This is a genomic window from Streptomyces boncukensis, assembly GCF_011045075.1.
GTDB classification, from domain to species: Bacteria; Actinomycetota; Actinomycetes; order Streptomycetales; family Streptomycetaceae; genus Streptomyces; species Streptomyces boncukensis.
Map to the genome: position 1 here is coordinate 1 of NZ_JAAKZZ010000137.1, position 15,741 is coordinate 15,741.

The following is a 15,741-nucleotide window of genomic DNA, read 5'->3' on the forward strand; positions in this document are numbered from 1 at the left end:
GGCGGGAGGTGTGGAGCTCGTTCGTCGTCCCGGCGGCACTGGGCGGCTTCGCGCTGATGTCGGCGCGCAAGACCGTCCGCACCATGCGGGAGCTGCGGGAGGCGCGCGCCGCGGTCGCCCAGCTCGCAGCGAACGAGGAGCGGCTGCGGCTCGCCCGCGATCTGCACGACCTGCTCGGGCACTCGCTCTCGCTGATCACGCTCAAGAGCGAGCTGGCCGGCCGGATGCTGCCCGGGGACCCGGAGCGCGCGGCGGGCGAGGTGGCCGACATCGAGCGGGTCGGCAGACAGTCCCTGGTCGACGTCCGGGAAGCGGTCAGCGGCTACCGCCGCCCCACCCTCGCCGTCGAGCTGGCGGGGGCCCGTACGGCGCTGGCGGCGGCCGGGATCGAGGCGGACGTGCCGCAGGCGGGGCCGGACGGCGCCGTCGCCGGCGGGCCGCTCGCCGCCGGGCAGGAGAGCCCCCTGGCGTGGTCGCTGCGCGAGGCGGTGACCAACGTGGTGCGGCACAGCGGCGCGAGCCGCTGCGCGGTCGTGCTGGTGCGCCGCCCGGACGGCGCGGTCCGGCTCACGGTCACGGACAACGGCACGGGGCCCGCCGGCGCGCCCGAGGGCAACGGGCTCACCGGACTGCGGGAGCGCCTGGCCCTGGCCGGCGGCACCCTGGCCACGGCCCCCGGCGTCCGGGGCGGCTACACCCTCCACGCCACGGTCCCCGCGCACCCGGCGCCGTCCCCCGACGCCGCCCCTGACCTGCCGCGGGGCGGCCGCCCGTAGCCTGGGGGTGTGATCAGACTGCTGCTGGCCGAGGACCAGGCCATGGTGCGCGAGGCCCTCGCCGCGCTGCTGGGGCTGGAGGCCGACATCGAGGTCGTCGCGCAGGTGGGCCGGGGCGACGAGGTGCTGGAAGCGGCCGCAGCGCACCGCCCCGACGTCGCGCTGCTCGACATCGAGATGCCCGGCTGCTCCGGGCTCGACGCGGGCGCCGAGCTGCGCGGGAGGCACTCCGAGGTGCCCGAGGTGAAGGTCGTCATCCTCACCACCTTCGGCCGCCCCGGCTATCTGCGCCGCGCCATGGAGTCCGGGGCCGACGGCTTCCTGGTCAAGGACTCCCCGGCGGCCGAACTGGCCGCCGCCGTACGCCGGGTGCTGGGCGGCGAACGGGTCATCGACCCGGCGCTGGCCGCCGCGGCGCTCGCGGAGGGCGCCAGTCCGCTCACCGGCCGGGAGCGGGACGTGCTCGACGTGGCCGGCCGGGGCGGCGGCAACGCGGACATCGCCGCAGCGCTGCACCTCTCGCACGGCACCGTGCGCAACTACCTGTCGACGGCGATCCGGAAGACGGGGGCCCGCAACCGGGCCGAGGCCGCCCGGATCGCCCGCGAGAAGGGGTGGCTGTGAGGTGCCCCGTCAGGGGCGCGGGGCTCGTGTCCACAGCGGCTTCGCCGCGATGGGGGTCCCCCCTGTTCGAGCGAAGCCGAGAGCTCGGGGGCGCGACCGGCCACGGCCTGCCCGCGGACCGCGGCGGACAGCAAGCGGCAGCCCCTCCCCGGCCCTGTCCACCGGACCGGACCCTCAGTTGAGGCGGGCCCGCGCGGCGCGGGCCGCCCTCCGCATCGTCTCGGCGGCGTTCGGCTCCATCGTCGCGATCACCTCCGCGTACGCCTCCATCTCGCGCGCCCCGCGTACGAACTCCCCCCGCTCCACCAGCAGCTGGGCCCGCTCGTAGCGGAGCCGGGCCGGATGGTGGGGCAGCAGCAGCGACAGCTCGATGGCCCACAGCTGGACCGCCGACTGCTCCGGGCGGGCCCCGGCCCACGCCCGGATGTTGTTGAGCACCCGCAGCACTATCTCCAGCGGCCCGGCGGGCTGCAGCATCGCCGCCGACACCGGCGTCCGCCCGCCGGTAGCGCCCGCGACCAGCAGCTCCAGATCCCCGCCGGCCAGCGTCCGCCCGCCCGCGAACGGGTCGGCCAGCGCGTGCTCGCCCACCGGGTCGCCGAAGCCGACCACGAAGTGGCCCGGCAGCGCCACCCCGTAGACGGGCGCTCCGGCCCGCCGCGCCACCTCCATCCACACCACCGACAGCAGGATCGGCAGTCCGCGCCGCCGCCGCAGCACGGCGTGCAGCAGGGACGACTCCAGCCGCCGGTAGTCGCCCGGCGCGCCCCGGAAGCCGCACCCGTCGCCGAGCAGCCGCTCCAGGTCGCCCGCCCACTGCGCGGGCGTACGGGAGTCGGCGTACGGCACCAGCCCGGCCAGCCGGTCCAGCTCGATCTGCGCCGTGTCCACGGCGGCCTGGGCGGAGGCCGCGCCGCCGAGCACCTCGCGGGCCGTGTGCTCGCCCGTCGCGTGCGCCGCCGCCTCCACGCCGATCAGCAGACAGAGCAGCGCGAGGTCGGGCCGCTCGTCGCGGGCCGCCTCGGCGAACTGCCGCCGGTTCGCTTCGCTGTCCATCCGTCCGTTAGATCCCCTCCGTCAGCCCCGCGGGGGCGCGGCGGTAGTGGTAGCTGTGGTGGTCGGCGAAGCCCAGCCGGTCGTAGAGCGCACGTGCCGCACTGTTCTCCGTCTCCACCTGGAGGTACGCCGCCGAGGCGCCCTCGTCCAGGGCCCTGCGGGCCAGCTCGGCCATCACCGCGCCGGCCAGCCCCGTCCGCCGCTGCTCCGGCGCGGTCTCCATGGCCGCGAACCCGGCCCAGCGGCTCTCGACCACGCACCGTCCGATGGCGGCGGCGCCCCCTGCCGCTCCGGGGGCACCTCCTGTCGCTCCGGGGGCGCGCACCTTCGCGAACCAGACCGACGGACCGCCCGTCAGCACGCCCCACGCGGCGTCGGCCCGGCCGCCGGACGCACGGCCGTAGCGGGCCAGCCACTCCTCGTCCGGCTCGCGGCTCAGCTCCACCCGCGCGTCGGGCTCCCGGTCCGCCAGGGGCGCCAGCGCGCCCACCCGGAGCACGGCGTGCCGCTCGTCCGCCCAGCCGCGCTCGGCCAACTCCCGGGTCAGCAGCGCGTCCTCCTCCGGCACGACCTGGATGCGCGGGACCAGGCCGCGCGCCGCGTACCAGCCGGCCACCCGGTCCAGCGCCGTGTCCAGCGGCAGGCCCGGGTCGCCGCGCGGCAGGACGGAGTTCGCGCGCGCCGTGAACCCGTCGGAGGCGCGCAGCGTCCACTCGCCCAGCCGCTCGCTCTCCACCGCGGGCCAGCCGCGCGCGGCCGCCGCCGTCAGCTCGCGCACGCTCGCCGACGGGACGCCGCGGCGCCGTGCCGGTGTGCTGGGCACGACCTTGCCCGCGACGAGCGCTGCCTCCGCCAGCTCGACCGTCACTCCGTCACGGCGTGTGACATACAGCACGCCGTCCGTCCACGCGGTGAGCACGCCGACGGTGTCCGTAAACCGCCCGACTCGCTCCTGAGCGCCGGTCAATGTCCGTACTGATACGCGTTTGCCCACGTCGGCAGCGGTAATGCGGACCTCAAGGCGTCCGCCCGTGGTGAATTCCACAGCTCTATCCGCCCCTCCTGTTCGTCTTGTGCCCAGGAACGGAGATACTAGGTGTGGGCATCGCCGCCGTCCGGATCGAAGCAGCGCTCCCGCGCGCCACGCGGCGGAGCCGGACACCGGCCCGCCAGCCCTATCGAGGAGGAACGACAGCGTGACTTACGTCATCGCGGAGCCTTGTGTCGACCTGAAGGACAAGGCCTGCATCGAGGAGTGCCCCGTCGACTGCATCTACGAGGGCCAGCGGTCCTTGTACATCCACCCGGACGAATGCGTCGACTGCGGAGCCTGCGAACCGGTCTGCCCGGTCGAGGCCATCTTCTACGAGGATGACACCCCTGACGAGTGGAAGGACTACTACAAGGCCAACGTCGAGTTCTTCGACGAGCTCGGCTCGCCCGGCGGGGCGAGCAAGCTCGGCCTGATCGAGCGGGACCACCCGCTGATCGCCGCGCTCCCCCCGCAGGAGCACGACGAGTGAGTCCCCGCGCGTAGCGCCTCCCGGCCCAGGGGCGCCCGTCCGGTGTTTCGGCGCCAGGACATCGCGCCCCGGTCCGCCCGTCGACGTGTGCCGCAGTCCCGTACGGTGTCAGCCCGCGCCGTGCGGGACTGCGGCTTTCCCACAGAGAGCGAGCCACCGTGCCACCCGCCTTCGACCCTTCCCACGCCCCCGTGTCCGAACGCCTTCCCGTCTTCCCCTGGGACCGGCTGGAGCCGTACAAGACCGGTGCGGCCGCGCACGCCGACGGCATCGTCGACCTGTCCGTCGGCACCCCTGTCGACCCGGTGCCGGCCCCGATCCGGCGCGCGCTCGCGGACGCCGCCGACAGCCCCGGCTATCCGACCGTGTGGGGCACGGCCGCGCTGCGCGACGCGATCGCCGGATGGTGCGAACGCCGGCTCGGGGCGCGCGGCGTCCAGCACGCCAATGTGCTGCCGGTGGTGGGCTCCAAGGAGCTGGTGGCCTCGCTGCCCGGCCAGCTCGGGCTCGGCCCCGGGGACCGGGTGGCCTTCCCGCGGCTGGCCTATCCGACGTACGAGGTGGGCGCCCGCCTCGCGCGCGCGGAGCCCGTCGCGTACGACGACCCGCTGCGGGTGGACCCGGCGGGCCTGCGGCTGCTCTGGCTGAACTCGCCCTCCAACCCGACCGGCCGCGTGCTGGACACCGGCGAACTGCGCCGGGTCGTGGCCTGGGCGCGCGAGCACGGAGTGCTGGTCGTCAGCGACGAGTGCTACCTGGAGCTGGGCTGGGAGGCGGACCCGGGCTCGGTGCTGCACCCGGAGGTGAACGGCGGTTCGTACGACGGCGTGGTGGCCGTGCACTCGCTCTCCAAGCGCTCCAACCTCGCGGGCTACCGCGCGGCGTTCCTGGCCGGGGACGCGGCGGTGCTCGGCGAGCTGCTGCAGATCCGCAAGCACGGCGGCATGATGGTGCCCGCGCCCGTGCAGGCGGCCACCATCGCGGCGCTGGGCGACGACGCGCATGTCGCGGAGCAGCGCGAGCGGTACGCGGCCCGCCGCCGCGCGCTGCGCGGTGCGCTGGAGGGGGCCGGGTTCCGTATCGAGCACAGCGAGGCGTCGCTGTATCTGTGGGCGACGCGGGACGAGCCGTGCTGGGAGACCGTCGGCGAGCTGTCGAAGCGCGGCATCCTGGTCGCGCCGGGCGACTTCTACGGCCCGGCGGGTGACCGCTTCGTCCGGGTCGCCCTCACGGCGACGGACGAGCGGGTGGCGGCCGCGGTCCGCAGGCTCGCCGGCTGACGCACAGCGGTGAGGCGGGGCCCGGAGTGGTTTCTCCGGGCCCCGCCTCACCGCGATATGTGCAGCGATATGCGCAGGGGTCGGGCCGTCAGGCCAGGGGAAGGCCCAGGCCCAGCCCGGTGCCGGGCAGCCCGTCCGCGGTGGCCGACTTGGCGGTCTCGCCCAGGGCCTCGCCGCCCTTGCCCGCGACCTGGCCCGCCAGGTTCTCGGCCGCAGGGGTGGCCTGCTTGGCCGCCGCGCCGAGCGTCTCGCCCGCCGCCGGGACGGTCTCCTGGAGAGTCTGGCCGCCCGTCGTGCCCACCAGGTGGGTGGTGCCCCGCACGGTCCGGTCCAGGGTCTCGCCGGTGCCCTGGCCGTCGAGGTCGCTCAGGCCGGCGGAGCCGCTGCCCGTGGGCAGGTCGAGTGCGCTGGCGGAACCGGCCGTCACGCCGACCACGGAGGCCGCGCCTGCGGCGGTGAGCAGCGCGGTCTGGGCAATCCTGCGCGTGAGGGGGAGGGACATGGTGCTCCTTTGACGGAGAGGTCTGCGGTCTGAAGGAAGGTGGTGCACAGGCGCCGGGCTGGAACGTGCCCGGTCGGACGCCGTGCCTATCGCGTGGAGCGGCGCTGAGGTTGCGGGACACCCGGGTAAAGGATTGGTAATGCGGGTGCCGCGACAGTGGGCGCAAACTGGGCATTTGCCTCGCCACCTTGATCGTCGCGGGCCCGGGGAAGGGTGCGTTTCCAGCGTTTCCAGGGCAGTTCACCGCGCCACCGGGGGCCCCGCCGCTTCCGCTTCCGCGTCGTCCTGCTGCGCTGCCGGGTCCCTCGTACGGGGGAATCCGGGTACTACTGACCGGCGGAGAGCCGCAGCGCGACCTCGGCGCGCGCGGCCGGCCCGTCCGCTGCCGCGCGGGTCTTGCGCCACCCGTCCCGCGCGCGGTCCGCGCTCCACACGCGCCCGTCGTACACGACGCGCTCGATACGCAGCCGGCCGGCCTGCGCCACCGCCCAGTGGGCCAGCTCCCACCCCTGGCGCTCGCCGCGAACGGGGAGGGACAGCGCGGGGCGTGCGCGCTTTCGGCCCGCGCCCGCGCCCGCGCCCGAGCCGGAGTCCGCCGCCGGGGAGAGGGCGCGGCCCGCGCGGTGCCCGCTCGCGGCCCGCTCCGCGCCGCCCTTCGGGGACGCGGTCAGCACATCCCGGCCGAACTCCCGCACCAGCTGGGCCCGTACCCGCTCCGGATCGCCCGGCTCGCCGTCGCCGCCGCCGTCCCCGCCGCCCGTCGTACAGCTCAGCGCCGCGGCCCGGCGGCCCGTCAGCGCGGCGGTGAGCAGCGCCGCGCCCGCCTCGTGCTTCGCGTACGCCTGCGGGTAGCCGCTGCGCTGGACGCGCTGCGCGGCGACGGTGAGGGGGAGCCGGGAGTAGCCCGGGATCTTCACCAGGTGGTCGTAGAACTTCCCCGCCGAGTACACCGGGTCGAGGATCTGCCGCTCGGTTCCCCAGCCCTTCGAGGGGCGCTGCTGGAAGAGCCCGAGCGAGTCCCGGTCGCCGTGGCCGATGTTGCGCAGTCCGGACTCCTGGAGCGCCGTGGCGAGCGCTATCGTCACCGCCCGCTCCGGAAGGCCGCGCCGCGAGGCGACGGCCGTGATGGTCGCGGCGTTGGCGGCCCCCTCCGCCGTCAGCTCGTAGCGGGCCGCGTCGGGCGCGTGGCGGGCGCCGTCGCCGCCGCCCGTGGCGCGTACGACGCAGAGCCCGCCGCGCCCGTCCCCGGAGACCACCGCCACCACCAGGTACGCGACCAGTCCGAGCGCCACGGCGCAGGCCGTCGCCATGCTGATCAGCCGGCGGCGGCCGGGGAGCCGGAGCGTGCGCGGGGGAGCGGAGTGGGGCACGGGCACCAAGGTAGCCGGTGCGCGCCCGTAGGGTGTCTCCCATGCCCCACAGCGCACTCGACCTGCGACAGGACGCCGCGCGGCTGACCGCGTGGCTCGTTGACTTCCCCTCGGAGAGCGGCACGGAGAAGGAGCTCGCCGACGCCGTCGAGGCGGCCCTGCGCGAGCTGCCGCACCTCGCCGTCGACCGGTACGGCAACAACGTCGTGGCCCGCACGGATCTGGGCCGCGCCGAGCGCGTGGTGCTCGCCGGGCACCTCGACACCGTCCCCATCGCGGACAACCTGCCCTCCCGGCTCGACGACGGGGTGCTGTGGGGGTGCGGCACCAGCGACATGAAGTCCGGCGTCGCCCTGCAGCTGCACCTCGCCGCCACGGTGCCCGAGCCCAACCGCGACCTCACGTTCGTCTTCTACGACAACGAGGAGGTCGCCGCCCACCTCAACGGCCTCGGGCATGTCGCCGAGGCGCACCCGGAGTGGCTGGCGGGCGACTTCGCCGTGCTGCTGGAGCCGTCGTACGCCGAGGTGGAAGGCGGCTGCCAGGGCACCCTCCGCGTCGAGCTGCGCACCGGCGGGGTGCGCGCCCACTCCGCGCGCGGCTGGATGGGCGAGAACGCCATCCACGCGGCGGGCCCGGTGCTGGAGCGGCTCGCCGCGTACGAGCCGCGCCGGCCGGTGATCGACGGGCTGGAGTACCACGAGGGGCTCAACGCCGTCCGCATCGAGGGCGGTGTGGCGGGCAACGTCATCCCCGACGTGTGCAGGGTCACCGTCAACTACCGCTACGCGCCCGACCGCGGGGAGCAGGAGGCGCTGGAGCATGTGCGCGAGGTCTTCGCGGGCTGCGGCGTCGAGGAGTTCACCGTGACGGACGGCTCGCCGGGAGCGCTCCCCGGCCTCTCGCACCCGGCGGCGCGCGCCTTCATCGAGGCGGTGGGCGGCGAGCCGCGGCCCAAGTACGGCTGGACGGACGTCTCCCGCTTCAGCGCGCTCGGCGTCCCGGCCGTGAACTACGGCCCCGGCGACCCCAACCTCGCCCACAAGCGGGACGAAAGGGTGGAGGTCGCCCTGATCCTCCAGTGCGCCGAGCGGCTGCGCGGCTGGCTGACGGCGTGACGGCCCGGCGGCCCGGACCGGCGGGAGCCCCCTTCCCGTCGTTCGGTTTTCCGCCGCGGGCCACCTCCGTCCGCTTACCCTGAACGCGGAAGATCGCAGGCGGAGGGAGCACGACATGGCCAGCGCGGAGAGTGCCGACCAGGAGCGGCGTCCGGAGGGCGGCCCGCAGGAGCAGCGGCTGGGGCCGGTGGTGCGCCGTCGCGGCCAGGTCCAGGCCGGGACCACCGACCAGCGGCTGCTCGATACCGCGGGCCCCTCGGACTTCATCCACCAGGACCCCTGGCGGGTGATGCGCATCCAGTCGGAGTTCGTGGAGGGCTTCGGGGCCCTGGCCGAGCTGGGCCCAGCGGTGAGCGTTTTCGGCTCCGCGCGTACGCCCGTGGACTCGTCCGAGTACGAGAAGGGCGTCCGCATCGGGCGGGCGCTGGCCGAGGCCGGGTTCGCGGTGATCACCGGCGGCGGCCCCGGCGCCATGGAGGCGGCGAACAAGGGCGCGCTGGAGGCGGGCGGCACCTCGGTCGGCCTGGGCATCGAGCTGCCGTTCGAGCAGGGCATGAACAGGTACGTCGACATCGGTGTGAACTTCCGGTACTTCTTCGTACGCAAGACGATGTTCGTCAAGTACGCCAGCGGTTTCGTGGTGCTGCCCGGCGGCCTGGGCACTCTGGACGAGCTGTTCGAGGCGCTCACCCTCACCCAGACGCGGAAGGTCACCCGCTTCCCGATCGTGCTGTGCGGCACGGAGTACTGGAGCGGTCTGATCGACTGGATGCGCCACACCCTGGTCGACCAGGGCAAGGCGGCCCCGCGCGACATGGACCTCTTCCACGTCACCGACGACATGGACGAGGCCATCGACCTGGTGACCAAGGAAGTCGGCAGCTAGCGCCGTGACCGGCGGATCGGGCTGGGCAGGGGCTGCCCCGGCCGGTGCGTCGCGGTCCGCGGCCGGGTGTGGGTTGCGCGCGCAGTTCCCCGCGCCCCTGAAGCGCCCCTGCGGGGCGCCAGGGCGCGCCCCGCAGGGGCGCGGGGAACTGCGCGACCAGCCGCAGAGCACTCGCAGACTGCAACGAAGCCGCAAGGGGCAGCCCCGGCCCAGCAAGCAGCAGCCGTAACCGGCGCCTCAGGCCAGCCCGCGCCGGGCCACGGCGGGCGGACGGTGCCCCGCGATCGAGGAGACCATCTCCAGCACCTGCCGCGTCTCCGCGACCTCGTGCACCCGGTAGACCCGGGCGCCCAGCCACGCGGAGACCGCGGTCGTGGCCAGGGTGCCCAGCAGCCGCTCCTTCACCGGCTTGTCCAGCGTCTCGCCCACGAAGTCCTTGTTGGACAGCGAGACCAGCACCGGCCACCCCGTCCCGGCCAGCCGCCCGAGCTCCCGTGTCGCCTCCAGCGAGTGCCGGGTGGACTTGCCGAAGTCGTGCCCGGGGTCGATGAGGATGCCGTCCCGCCGTACGCCGAGCGACTCGGCGCGCCGCGCCAGTTCGCCGGTCACCCGCAGGATGTCGGCGACCACCCCGCCCGGCCCGTCGTAGCTGACCCGGTGCGGGCGGGTGCGCGGCCGGGCGCCGCCCGCGTGCGTGCAGACCAGCCCCGCGCCGTACCGCGCCGCGACCTCGGCGAGCCGCAGGTCCACCCCGCCCCAGGCGTCGTTCAGCAGATCGGCGCCCGCCTCGCACACCGCCTCGCCCACCTCGTGCCGCCAGGTGTCCACGCTGATCACGACGTCCGGCCAGCGCCGCCGCACCTCGGCGACGAAGCCCACGGTGCGCCGTGCCTCCTCCTCGGCGGTGACCTCGTCGCCGGGGCCCGCCTTGACGCCGCCGATGTCGATGATGGCGGCGCCCTCGGAGACCGCCTGCTCCACCCGGTCGAGCGCGGGCTCGTCGCGGAAGGTGGCGCCTCGGTCGTAGAAGGAGTCGGGCGTGCGGTTCACGATCGCCATGATCACCGATTCGTGCTCGCCGAACTCACGCGTGCCCAGGCGCAGCATCAGCCATCCCCTACTCGGTTCGTTCTCCCACCTCACCGACCCCCAGGGTCGGTCCAGGGGATGGTACTGGGAAGGGGCCGCTCCGTTCCGCGCGCGCCGCGGGCGCGGGTGAACGGGTGCGGGTGACGGGTGCGGGAGGCACCGGCCGCGGCCTCGCTGTCGGTGGGGCATGACACGATCGTGCCGACGGATATGCCACAGCGCCCGGGAGTCTCGGTGTACTGGTTCATGCTGATCACGCTGCTCGTGGTGGTCGCCGCGGTGGCGCTCGCCGTCGTGGGGAGCGGCGACGGCCGCCCGCGGTCCACCGGCGGCGGGCTGGTCGAGGCCCCGCCCGACATGCTGGACGAGCCGCTGCCGCCGGACCGCCCCGTCGGCCACGCGGACGTGGCCGTGCTGCGCCTCCCGACGGCGGTGCGCGGCTACCGGATGCAGCAGGTCGACGATGTGCTGGACCGGCTGGGCGCCGAGCTGGCCGAGCGGGACGCGCGGATTGCCGAGCTGGAGTCCGCGCTGGCGGGCGCCCAGGCCGTCGCGATAGGACGCGGCGAGTCGGCGCCCCCGCGCAGCGGCGGCCCGGCGGATACCGGCCCCGAGCCGCCGGGGGAGCCCGGCGCGGCGGGGGACGGGGGACCGGCGGGCGGAGGCGGCCAGTGAGCGGAGGGGAGACCGGCGGGTCGGCGAACGGGGCCGCGGAGCGCTCCGCGGCCGTGGTGGACGGCGGCGGAGCGCTGCCGGGGCCCGACGGGCGGCTGCGCTGCCCCTGGGGCACCACGGCGGAGGACTACGCCGCGTATCACGACACCGAGTGGGGCCACGCCGTGCACGGTGACGACGCGCTGTTCGAGCGGCTGTGCCTGGAGGCGTTCCAGTCGGGGCTGTCCTGGCTGACGATCCTGCGGAAGCGGGAGAACTTCCGGGCCGCCTTCGCCGGCTTCCGCATCGCCGAGGTCGCGGCCTTCACGGCCCAGGACGAGCGGCGGCTGCTCGCCGACCCCGGCATCGTGCGCAACCGCGCCAAGATCACCGCCGCGCTCGGCAACGCGCGGGTGGCCGCCGCGTGGCGGCCGGGCGAGCTGGACCGGCTCGTGTGGTCGTATGCGCCCGACCACACCGCGCGCCCCGCGCCGCGCACCCTCGGGGAGGTCCCGGCCAGCACGCCGGAGTCGACGGCGCTGTCCAAGGAGCTGAAGAAGCGCGGCTTCCGCTTCGTCGGTCCCACGACCGCGTACGCCCTGATGCAGGCGTGCGGGCTCGTCAACGACCACCTGGCGGACTGCTGGGCCAGGCCGGGCGCGGCAGCCCCGCTCAGCGCCCGGTGAAGCGGGGCTGCTCCTTGCGCACGAACGCCTCGACGGCGGCCCGGTGGTCCGCGGTGGCCCCCAGCCGCAGCTGGAGCCCGGCCTCCTTCTCCAGGGTCTCGGGCAGCGAGTGCGAGGCGGCAAAGGCCAGGGACTCCTTGAGCGCCGCGTAGGCGGCGGTCGGGCCGGACGCCAGCGCGCGGGCGGCCTCGGCCGCCTGCGCGTCCAGCTCGTCCGCCGGGACCACCCGGCTGGCCAGGCCCAGCTCCAGCGCCTCCGGTGCCTTGACGGTGCGCGGGAAGAGCAGCAGGTCGGCGGCGCGGCCGGGGCCCACCAGCCGGGGCAGGGTCCAGGAGACGCCCGAGTCGGCGGTCAGCCCGATCGCGGCGAAGGAGGTGTTGAACGCGGCGGTGTCGGCCATGATCCGGTGGTCCGCCGCGAACGCGAAGCCGGCGCCCGCCCCCGCCGCGACGCCGTTGACCGCGGCCACCACCGGTTTGGGCATGGTGGCGAGGGCCAGCGTGATCGGGTTGTAGTGCTCCTCGACCGTGCGCAGCGCGCTCCCGCCCGCCTCCTGGAGGGCCGCGGTGTGCTCCTTGAGGTCCTGGCCCACGCAGAAGGCCCGTCCGCTGCCCGTGAGCAGCACGGCGCGCACCGCGTCGTCCTCGGCGGCCTGCCGCAGGGTGTCGCGGAGGGTGTCCTTGAGGTCGTCGTTGAGGGCGTTCATGGCCTCGGGGCGGTTGAGCGTGAGCGTCGCGAGGCCCTCGGTCACTTCGTAGCGCACGGTGTCGGACATGGGGATCAGCATGGCGCAGATCACCGGCACCGGACAGAGGCGGACCGGGTGGCGGGAATGTGTGTGATGTGAGCTGTGTCAAAGTCCGGCGCGGGTACCCGTGGGGGAAAGTGGGGCAGTATCGCAGCCTGATCGCCACATTGGGGGGTTTTGTGTGCGGGCTTGGCAGAAGAGATGCGGACTGATGTTGGTCATCGGGTCGTGCCATGCGGGATAATGGACCGGAAGCATTGTGTTCGATGCCGTGGCTCCGTGTCCCCTGCCCTGGGGAGCGCCCGCCTGCGGCCGGACACGCAGTCGGTCGGCGGACGGCCAGGAAGGGGAACGAGCATGGCGGCCATGAAGCCGCGGACGGGCGATGGTCCGCTCGAAGTGACCAAAGAGGGGCGGGGCATCGTCATGCGCGTTCCGCTCGAAGGCGGTGGGCGACTCGTCGTCGAGCTGACCCAGGACGAGGCCACGGCGCTCGACGAGGAGCTGAAGAAGGTCTGCGGCTGACCCGTCGCGTGACCGCCCCGGAGTGAGCGCGCTCCGGGGCGGCGCTGTGTCCGGCCCCGGGTCTTCCCGCCGTGTCACTCACCGCGCTTGACCGCGCACAGCAGCCCGTCGCCGACCGGGAGCAGCGAGGTCACCAGGGCGGTGCTCTCGCGCACCGTGCGCAGCAGTTCCCGCAGCTTGAGGACTTCGACGGGCTGGGCCGAGGAGTCGATCGTGCGCCCGTCGGCGAAGACGCCCGCGAAACAGATCAGTCCGCCCTGCCGCAGCAGCCGCAGTGATTCCCCGAGATAGTCGGGGAACTCCGCGCGGTCCCCGTCGCAGAAGACGAGGTCGTATCCGCCGTCCGCCAGGCGCGGAAGGACGTCGAGGGCGCGGCCGGGAATGCATCGCGCCCGGTTTCCCGCGAATCCCGCTGCGCGGAATGCCTCGCGCGCGAACTGCTGCCGCTGCGGCTCGATGTCGACCGTCGTCAGTACGCCGTCGGTGCGCATCCCGTGCAGCAGGTGGATACCGGAGACGCCGGTGCCGGTGCCGATCTCGGCGACGGACTTGGCCTCCGCTGTCGCGGCCAGCAGCCGCAGCGCCGCACCGGTGCCCGGGGACACCGAGCGCAGCCCTGCCTCCCGGGCCCGTTCGGTGGCCCAGCGCAGCGCCTCGCCCTCGGCGGTCTCGACCAGCTCGGCGCCGTACGCGTCGGCGAACGCCCAGCTCGTCTGCCGGTTGCCGGTAATCGCCCTCTCCTGTCCCCGTCCGTCACGCAATCGTGACTGTATCCGTTGGCCCGGGAACCTGCTGATGGGACCGGACGTTGAACAGCTCGGAACGAGCACAGAGAAGAACGGAAGCTGGCAAGCAGAGCATTGCCCGGCACCCCGCGCGAAAGCGGGGCAGAAATGCTTATCGGGAGCTAACGGGAGATGTGGCTATGGTAGGGGCTCCACTGGACACCACCAGAGCCGACAGGGGAGGTGCGGCTGCGGCCCGTGACCGGGGATTGCTCAGGCGATTCGTCAGGCCGGCGGCCCAGCCGAAATCCGTGATCAAGAATGCTGACCAGTCCCGCACCGCCGACTCCGCGACCACCGCGACGTTCGACACGGATGCGGATGCGCAGGTGTGGACCCCTCCGTCCTGGGAGGAGATCGTCAGCACCCACAGCGCACGGGTCTACCGCCTCGCCTATCGCCTCACCGGCAACCAGCACGACGCCGAGGACCTCACCCAGGAGGTCTTCGTCCGCGTCTTCCGCTCGCTGTCGACCTACACCCCGGGCACCTTCGAGGGCTGGCTGCACCGCATCACCACCAACCTCTTCCTGGACACGGTGCGGCGCAAGCAGCGCATCCGCTTCGACGCCCTGGCCGAGGACGCGGCCGAGCGCCTGCCCAGCCGCGAGCCCACCCCGCAGCAGCACTTCAACGACACCCACTTCGACGCCGACGTCCAGCAGGCGCTGGACACCCTCGCGCCCGAGTTCCGCGCCGCCGTCGTGCTGTGCGACATCGAGGGCCTGTCGTACGAGGAGATCGCCGCCACCCTCGGGGTGAAGCTGGGCACGGTCCGCAGCCGGATCCACCGCGGCCGCTCGCACCTGCGCAAGGCGCTGCAGCACCGCTCGCCCGCGGTGCGCGGCGGGCGGCAGCGGGCGCTGAGTGTGGCGGTGCCTGCGGCCCGCTCCGGGGAGGTGGGGTCTGAGTGACGCCCGCTGAGCACCATCTCGGTGACCGGCTCGCCGCTCTCGTCGACGGAGAGCTGGGCCATGACGCACGGGAGCGGGTGCTCGCGCACCTGGCCACGTGCCGCAGCTGCAAGGCGGAGGCCGACGAGCAGCGCCGGCTGAAGAACGTCTTCGCGGACACCGCGCCGCCCCCGCCGTCCGAGGGCCTGCTGGCCCGTCTCCAGGGCCTGCCCGCCGGGGGCACCCCCATGAGACCCGACGGCTGGTCCGACCCCGGCGACCCGGACCAGGGCCCCGGCGGCACCGGAGCGGAGGCGAGTGCCGACGCGGGTGATCGCGGCGGGCTGCCGACCGCCCGCACCGGTGCCCGGTCGCCCTGGGACTTCGACTATCTGCCCGTCAGCCGGGGCGGAAGCCGTAGTGCGCTCGGCCCGCACCGCGGCTTCCGGATACACGAGTCGGACCGCGAGGAGCGCGCCGAGCGCTCCGCCTCGCGCGGGCGGCGCCTGGCCTTCGCCGCGGCGGGCGCCTTCTCGCTCGCCGCCCTCGCCATCGGCGGGGCGTTCACCACCGGTGCCGCCGGCGGCCCCTCGGTCGCCTCCGGCGACCGCGCTGACACCTCGGCGGGGCCGGTGCGCTCGGCGTCCCCGGGCGGCGCGGGCCGGGACGGCAGGCGCCGTGCCGAGCGCGGCGGCGAGCAGCGTGCGCGCGTGGCCGGCGTGCTGAGCGCCAGCGCGGCGGCGTCCCTGTCGAGCGCGGCCTTCAGCGCGGGCGGCGCCGGAAGCTCCCCGGCCCGTGGCGACCGGTCGACGGGCGCCCCGCCCGCGCTGGCCCCCCAGTCGTCCCCGCTGCTCTCGACGGCGGCCCGGTCCTCCGGCGCGCTGCTGCGGCCCGGCGGACAGCTGCCCGGCTCCGCCCTGGCCACCCCCGCGCCCGGACCGGAGGGCTGGTCCTCGCAGTGGACGACCTCCCCCTCGCGGGAGTCGTCCACCGAGGCGGTGCCGCTGGGCGCGGCATCCGTGCGTACCCCCACAGCCTCCCCTGCGGCCTCGGCCGCCCCTCCGGGCCCCTGACGTCGCGCGCCGCTGTGCCGGGCCTCTCCGCACCTGGTTGAATCACCTTCCGGCAGTCCGGACGCGCCGCGAGCAGTGGGGAGAGCATGGACGAGGGGAAGGCCGTCGAGCGCCGACCGCAGTGGTGGAGCCGTCCAGCGCCCGCCCAGCGGG

The 15,741-nt window shown here is 74.9% G+C and carries 18 protein-coding genes; 11 read left to right on the forward strand and 7 right to left on the reverse strand.

The features are described 5' to 3' along the window. Together G5C65_RS15490 and G5C65_RS15495 are read left to right on the forward strand one after the other, a co-directional pair. Positions 1-776 (forward strand): sensor histidine kinase (locus tag G5C65_RS15490; protein WP_165299415.1); only part of this gene is annotated, 776 nt, incomplete at its 5' end. 42 nt (positions 777-818) lie between these two features. Then, the gene (locus G5C65_RS15495) at positions 819-1,400 is read left to right on the forward strand and encodes a response regulator transcription factor (RefSeq protein ID WP_206441839.1); all 582 of its coding nucleotides are present in this window, start codon (positions 819-821) and stop codon (positions 1,398-1,400) included. A 174-nt stretch (positions 1,401-1,574) separates the two neighbouring features. On the opposite strand, the gene G5C65_RS15500 is transcribed toward G5C65_RS15495, so the two are convergent. Continuing rightward, the gene (locus G5C65_RS15500; protein WP_165299417.1) at positions 1,575-2,456 is read right to left on the reverse strand and encodes a transglutaminase-like and tetratricopeptide repeat-containing protein; all 882 of its coding nucleotides are present in this window, start codon (positions 2,454-2,456) and stop codon (positions 1,575-1,577) included. A 7-nt stretch (positions 2,457-2,463) separates the two neighbouring features. After that, positions 2,464-3,501, reverse strand: coding sequence for a GNAT family N-acetyltransferase (locus G5C65_RS15505; protein WP_165299418.1), 1,038 nt, complete (start codon positions 3,499-3,501; stop codon positions 2,464-2,466). A gap of 151 nt (positions 3,502-3,652) precedes the next feature. On the opposite strand from G5C65_RS15505, the gene fdxA reads away from it, so the two are divergent. Together fdxA and dapC are read left to right on the forward strand one after the other, a co-directional pair. Next, on the forward strand, positions 3,653-3,979 hold the full coding sequence (gene fdxA / locus G5C65_RS15510) for a ferredoxin (protein ID WP_165299419.1): 327 nt from the start codon (positions 3,653-3,655) through the stop codon (positions 3,977-3,979). A 191-nt stretch (positions 3,980-4,170) separates the two neighbouring features. Beyond that, complete coding sequence (gene dapC, locus G5C65_RS15515) at positions 4,171-5,259, forward strand: succinyldiaminopimelate transaminase (protein WP_338146412.1); 1,089 nt, start codon at positions 4,171-4,173, stop codon at positions 5,257-5,259. An 88-nt stretch (positions 5,260-5,347) separates the two neighbouring features. On the opposite strand, the gene G5C65_RS40125 is transcribed toward dapC, so the two are convergent. Continuing rightward, a complete protein-coding gene (locus G5C65_RS40125; RefSeq protein ID WP_165299421.1) occupies positions 5,348-5,761 on the reverse strand; it encodes an ATP-binding protein in 414 nt (137 codons plus the stop codon). 326 nt (positions 5,762-6,087) lie between these two features. After that, positions 6,088-7,140, reverse strand: a complete 1,053-nt coding sequence (locus G5C65_RS15525; protein WP_420903318.1) for a VldE C-terminal domain-containing protein — start codon at positions 7,138-7,140, stop codon at positions 6,088-6,090. A 32-nt stretch (positions 7,141-7,172) separates the two neighbouring features. On the opposite strand from G5C65_RS15525, the gene dapE reads away from it, so the two are divergent. Then, complete coding sequence (gene dapE / locus G5C65_RS15530; protein WP_165299422.1) at positions 7,173-8,249, forward strand: succinyl-diaminopimelate desuccinylase; 1,077 nt, start codon at positions 7,173-7,175, stop codon at positions 8,247-8,249. A gap of 115 nt (positions 8,250-8,364) precedes the next feature. After that, a complete protein-coding gene (locus G5C65_RS15535) occupies positions 8,365-9,135 on the forward strand; it encodes an LOG family protein (RefSeq protein ID WP_165299423.1) in 771 nt (256 codons plus the stop codon). A gap of 237 nt (positions 9,136-9,372) precedes the next feature. Here the strand turns inward: G5C65_RS15535 and folP are convergent, their stop codons facing one another. After that, entirely contained in the window at positions 9,373-10,242 is an 870-nt protein-coding gene (gene folP, locus G5C65_RS15540; protein ID WP_165299424.1) for a dihydropteroate synthase, read from the reverse strand. Between the two features lie 216 nt (positions 10,243-10,458). On the opposite strand from folP, the gene G5C65_RS15545 reads away from it, so the two are divergent. Together G5C65_RS15545 and G5C65_RS15550 are read left to right on the forward strand one after the other, a co-directional pair. Beyond that, the gene (locus G5C65_RS15545; protein ID WP_165299431.1) at positions 10,459-10,899 is read left to right on the forward strand and encodes a DivIVA domain-containing protein; all 441 of its coding nucleotides are present in this window, start codon (positions 10,459-10,461) and stop codon (positions 10,897-10,899) included. Positions 10,900-10,955: 56 nt separating this feature from the next. After that, positions 10,956-11,564 (forward strand): DNA-3-methyladenine glycosylase I, encoded by a 609-nt coding sequence (locus G5C65_RS15550; protein ID WP_165299432.1) that lies wholly within the window; start codon positions 10,956-10,958, stop codon positions 11,562-11,564. Here G5C65_RS15550 and G5C65_RS15555 read toward each other — a convergent pair. Continuing rightward, the gene (locus tag G5C65_RS15555) at positions 11,551-12,339 is read right to left on the reverse strand and encodes an enoyl-CoA hydratase/isomerase family protein (protein ID WP_165299425.1); all 789 of its coding nucleotides are present in this window, start codon (positions 12,337-12,339) and stop codon (positions 11,551-11,553) included. The two genes, G5C65_RS15550 and G5C65_RS15555, sit on opposite strands and share 14 nt — an antisense overlap. A gap of 330 nt (positions 12,340-12,669) precedes the next feature. On the opposite strand from G5C65_RS15555, the gene G5C65_RS15560 reads away from it, so the two are divergent. Next, a complete protein-coding gene (locus G5C65_RS15560) occupies positions 12,670-12,837 on the forward strand; it encodes a DUF3117 domain-containing protein (protein ID WP_165299426.1) in 168 nt (55 codons plus the stop codon). Between the two features lie 74 nt (positions 12,838-12,911). Here the strand turns inward: G5C65_RS15560 and G5C65_RS15565 are convergent, their stop codons facing one another. Further along, complete coding sequence (locus tag G5C65_RS15565) at positions 12,912-13,598, reverse strand: O-methyltransferase (protein WP_165299427.1); 687 nt, start codon at positions 13,596-13,598, stop codon at positions 12,912-12,914. Between the two features lie 164 nt (positions 13,599-13,762). Here G5C65_RS15565 and sigE point away from each other — a divergent pair, with 164 nt between their 5' ends. After that, positions 13,763-14,536: an RNA polymerase sigma factor SigE gene (sigE, locus tag G5C65_RS15570; RefSeq protein WP_165299428.1), complete on the forward strand. Its 774-nt coding sequence runs from the start codon at positions 13,763-13,765 to the stop codon at positions 14,534-14,536. Then, entirely contained in the window at positions 14,533-15,588 is a 1,056-nt protein-coding gene (locus G5C65_RS15575) for a zf-HC2 domain-containing protein (RefSeq protein WP_165299429.1), read from the forward strand. The genes sigE and G5C65_RS15575 overlap by 4 nt, the downstream gene beginning before the upstream one ends. Positions 15,589-15,741: the final 153 nt, after the last annotated feature.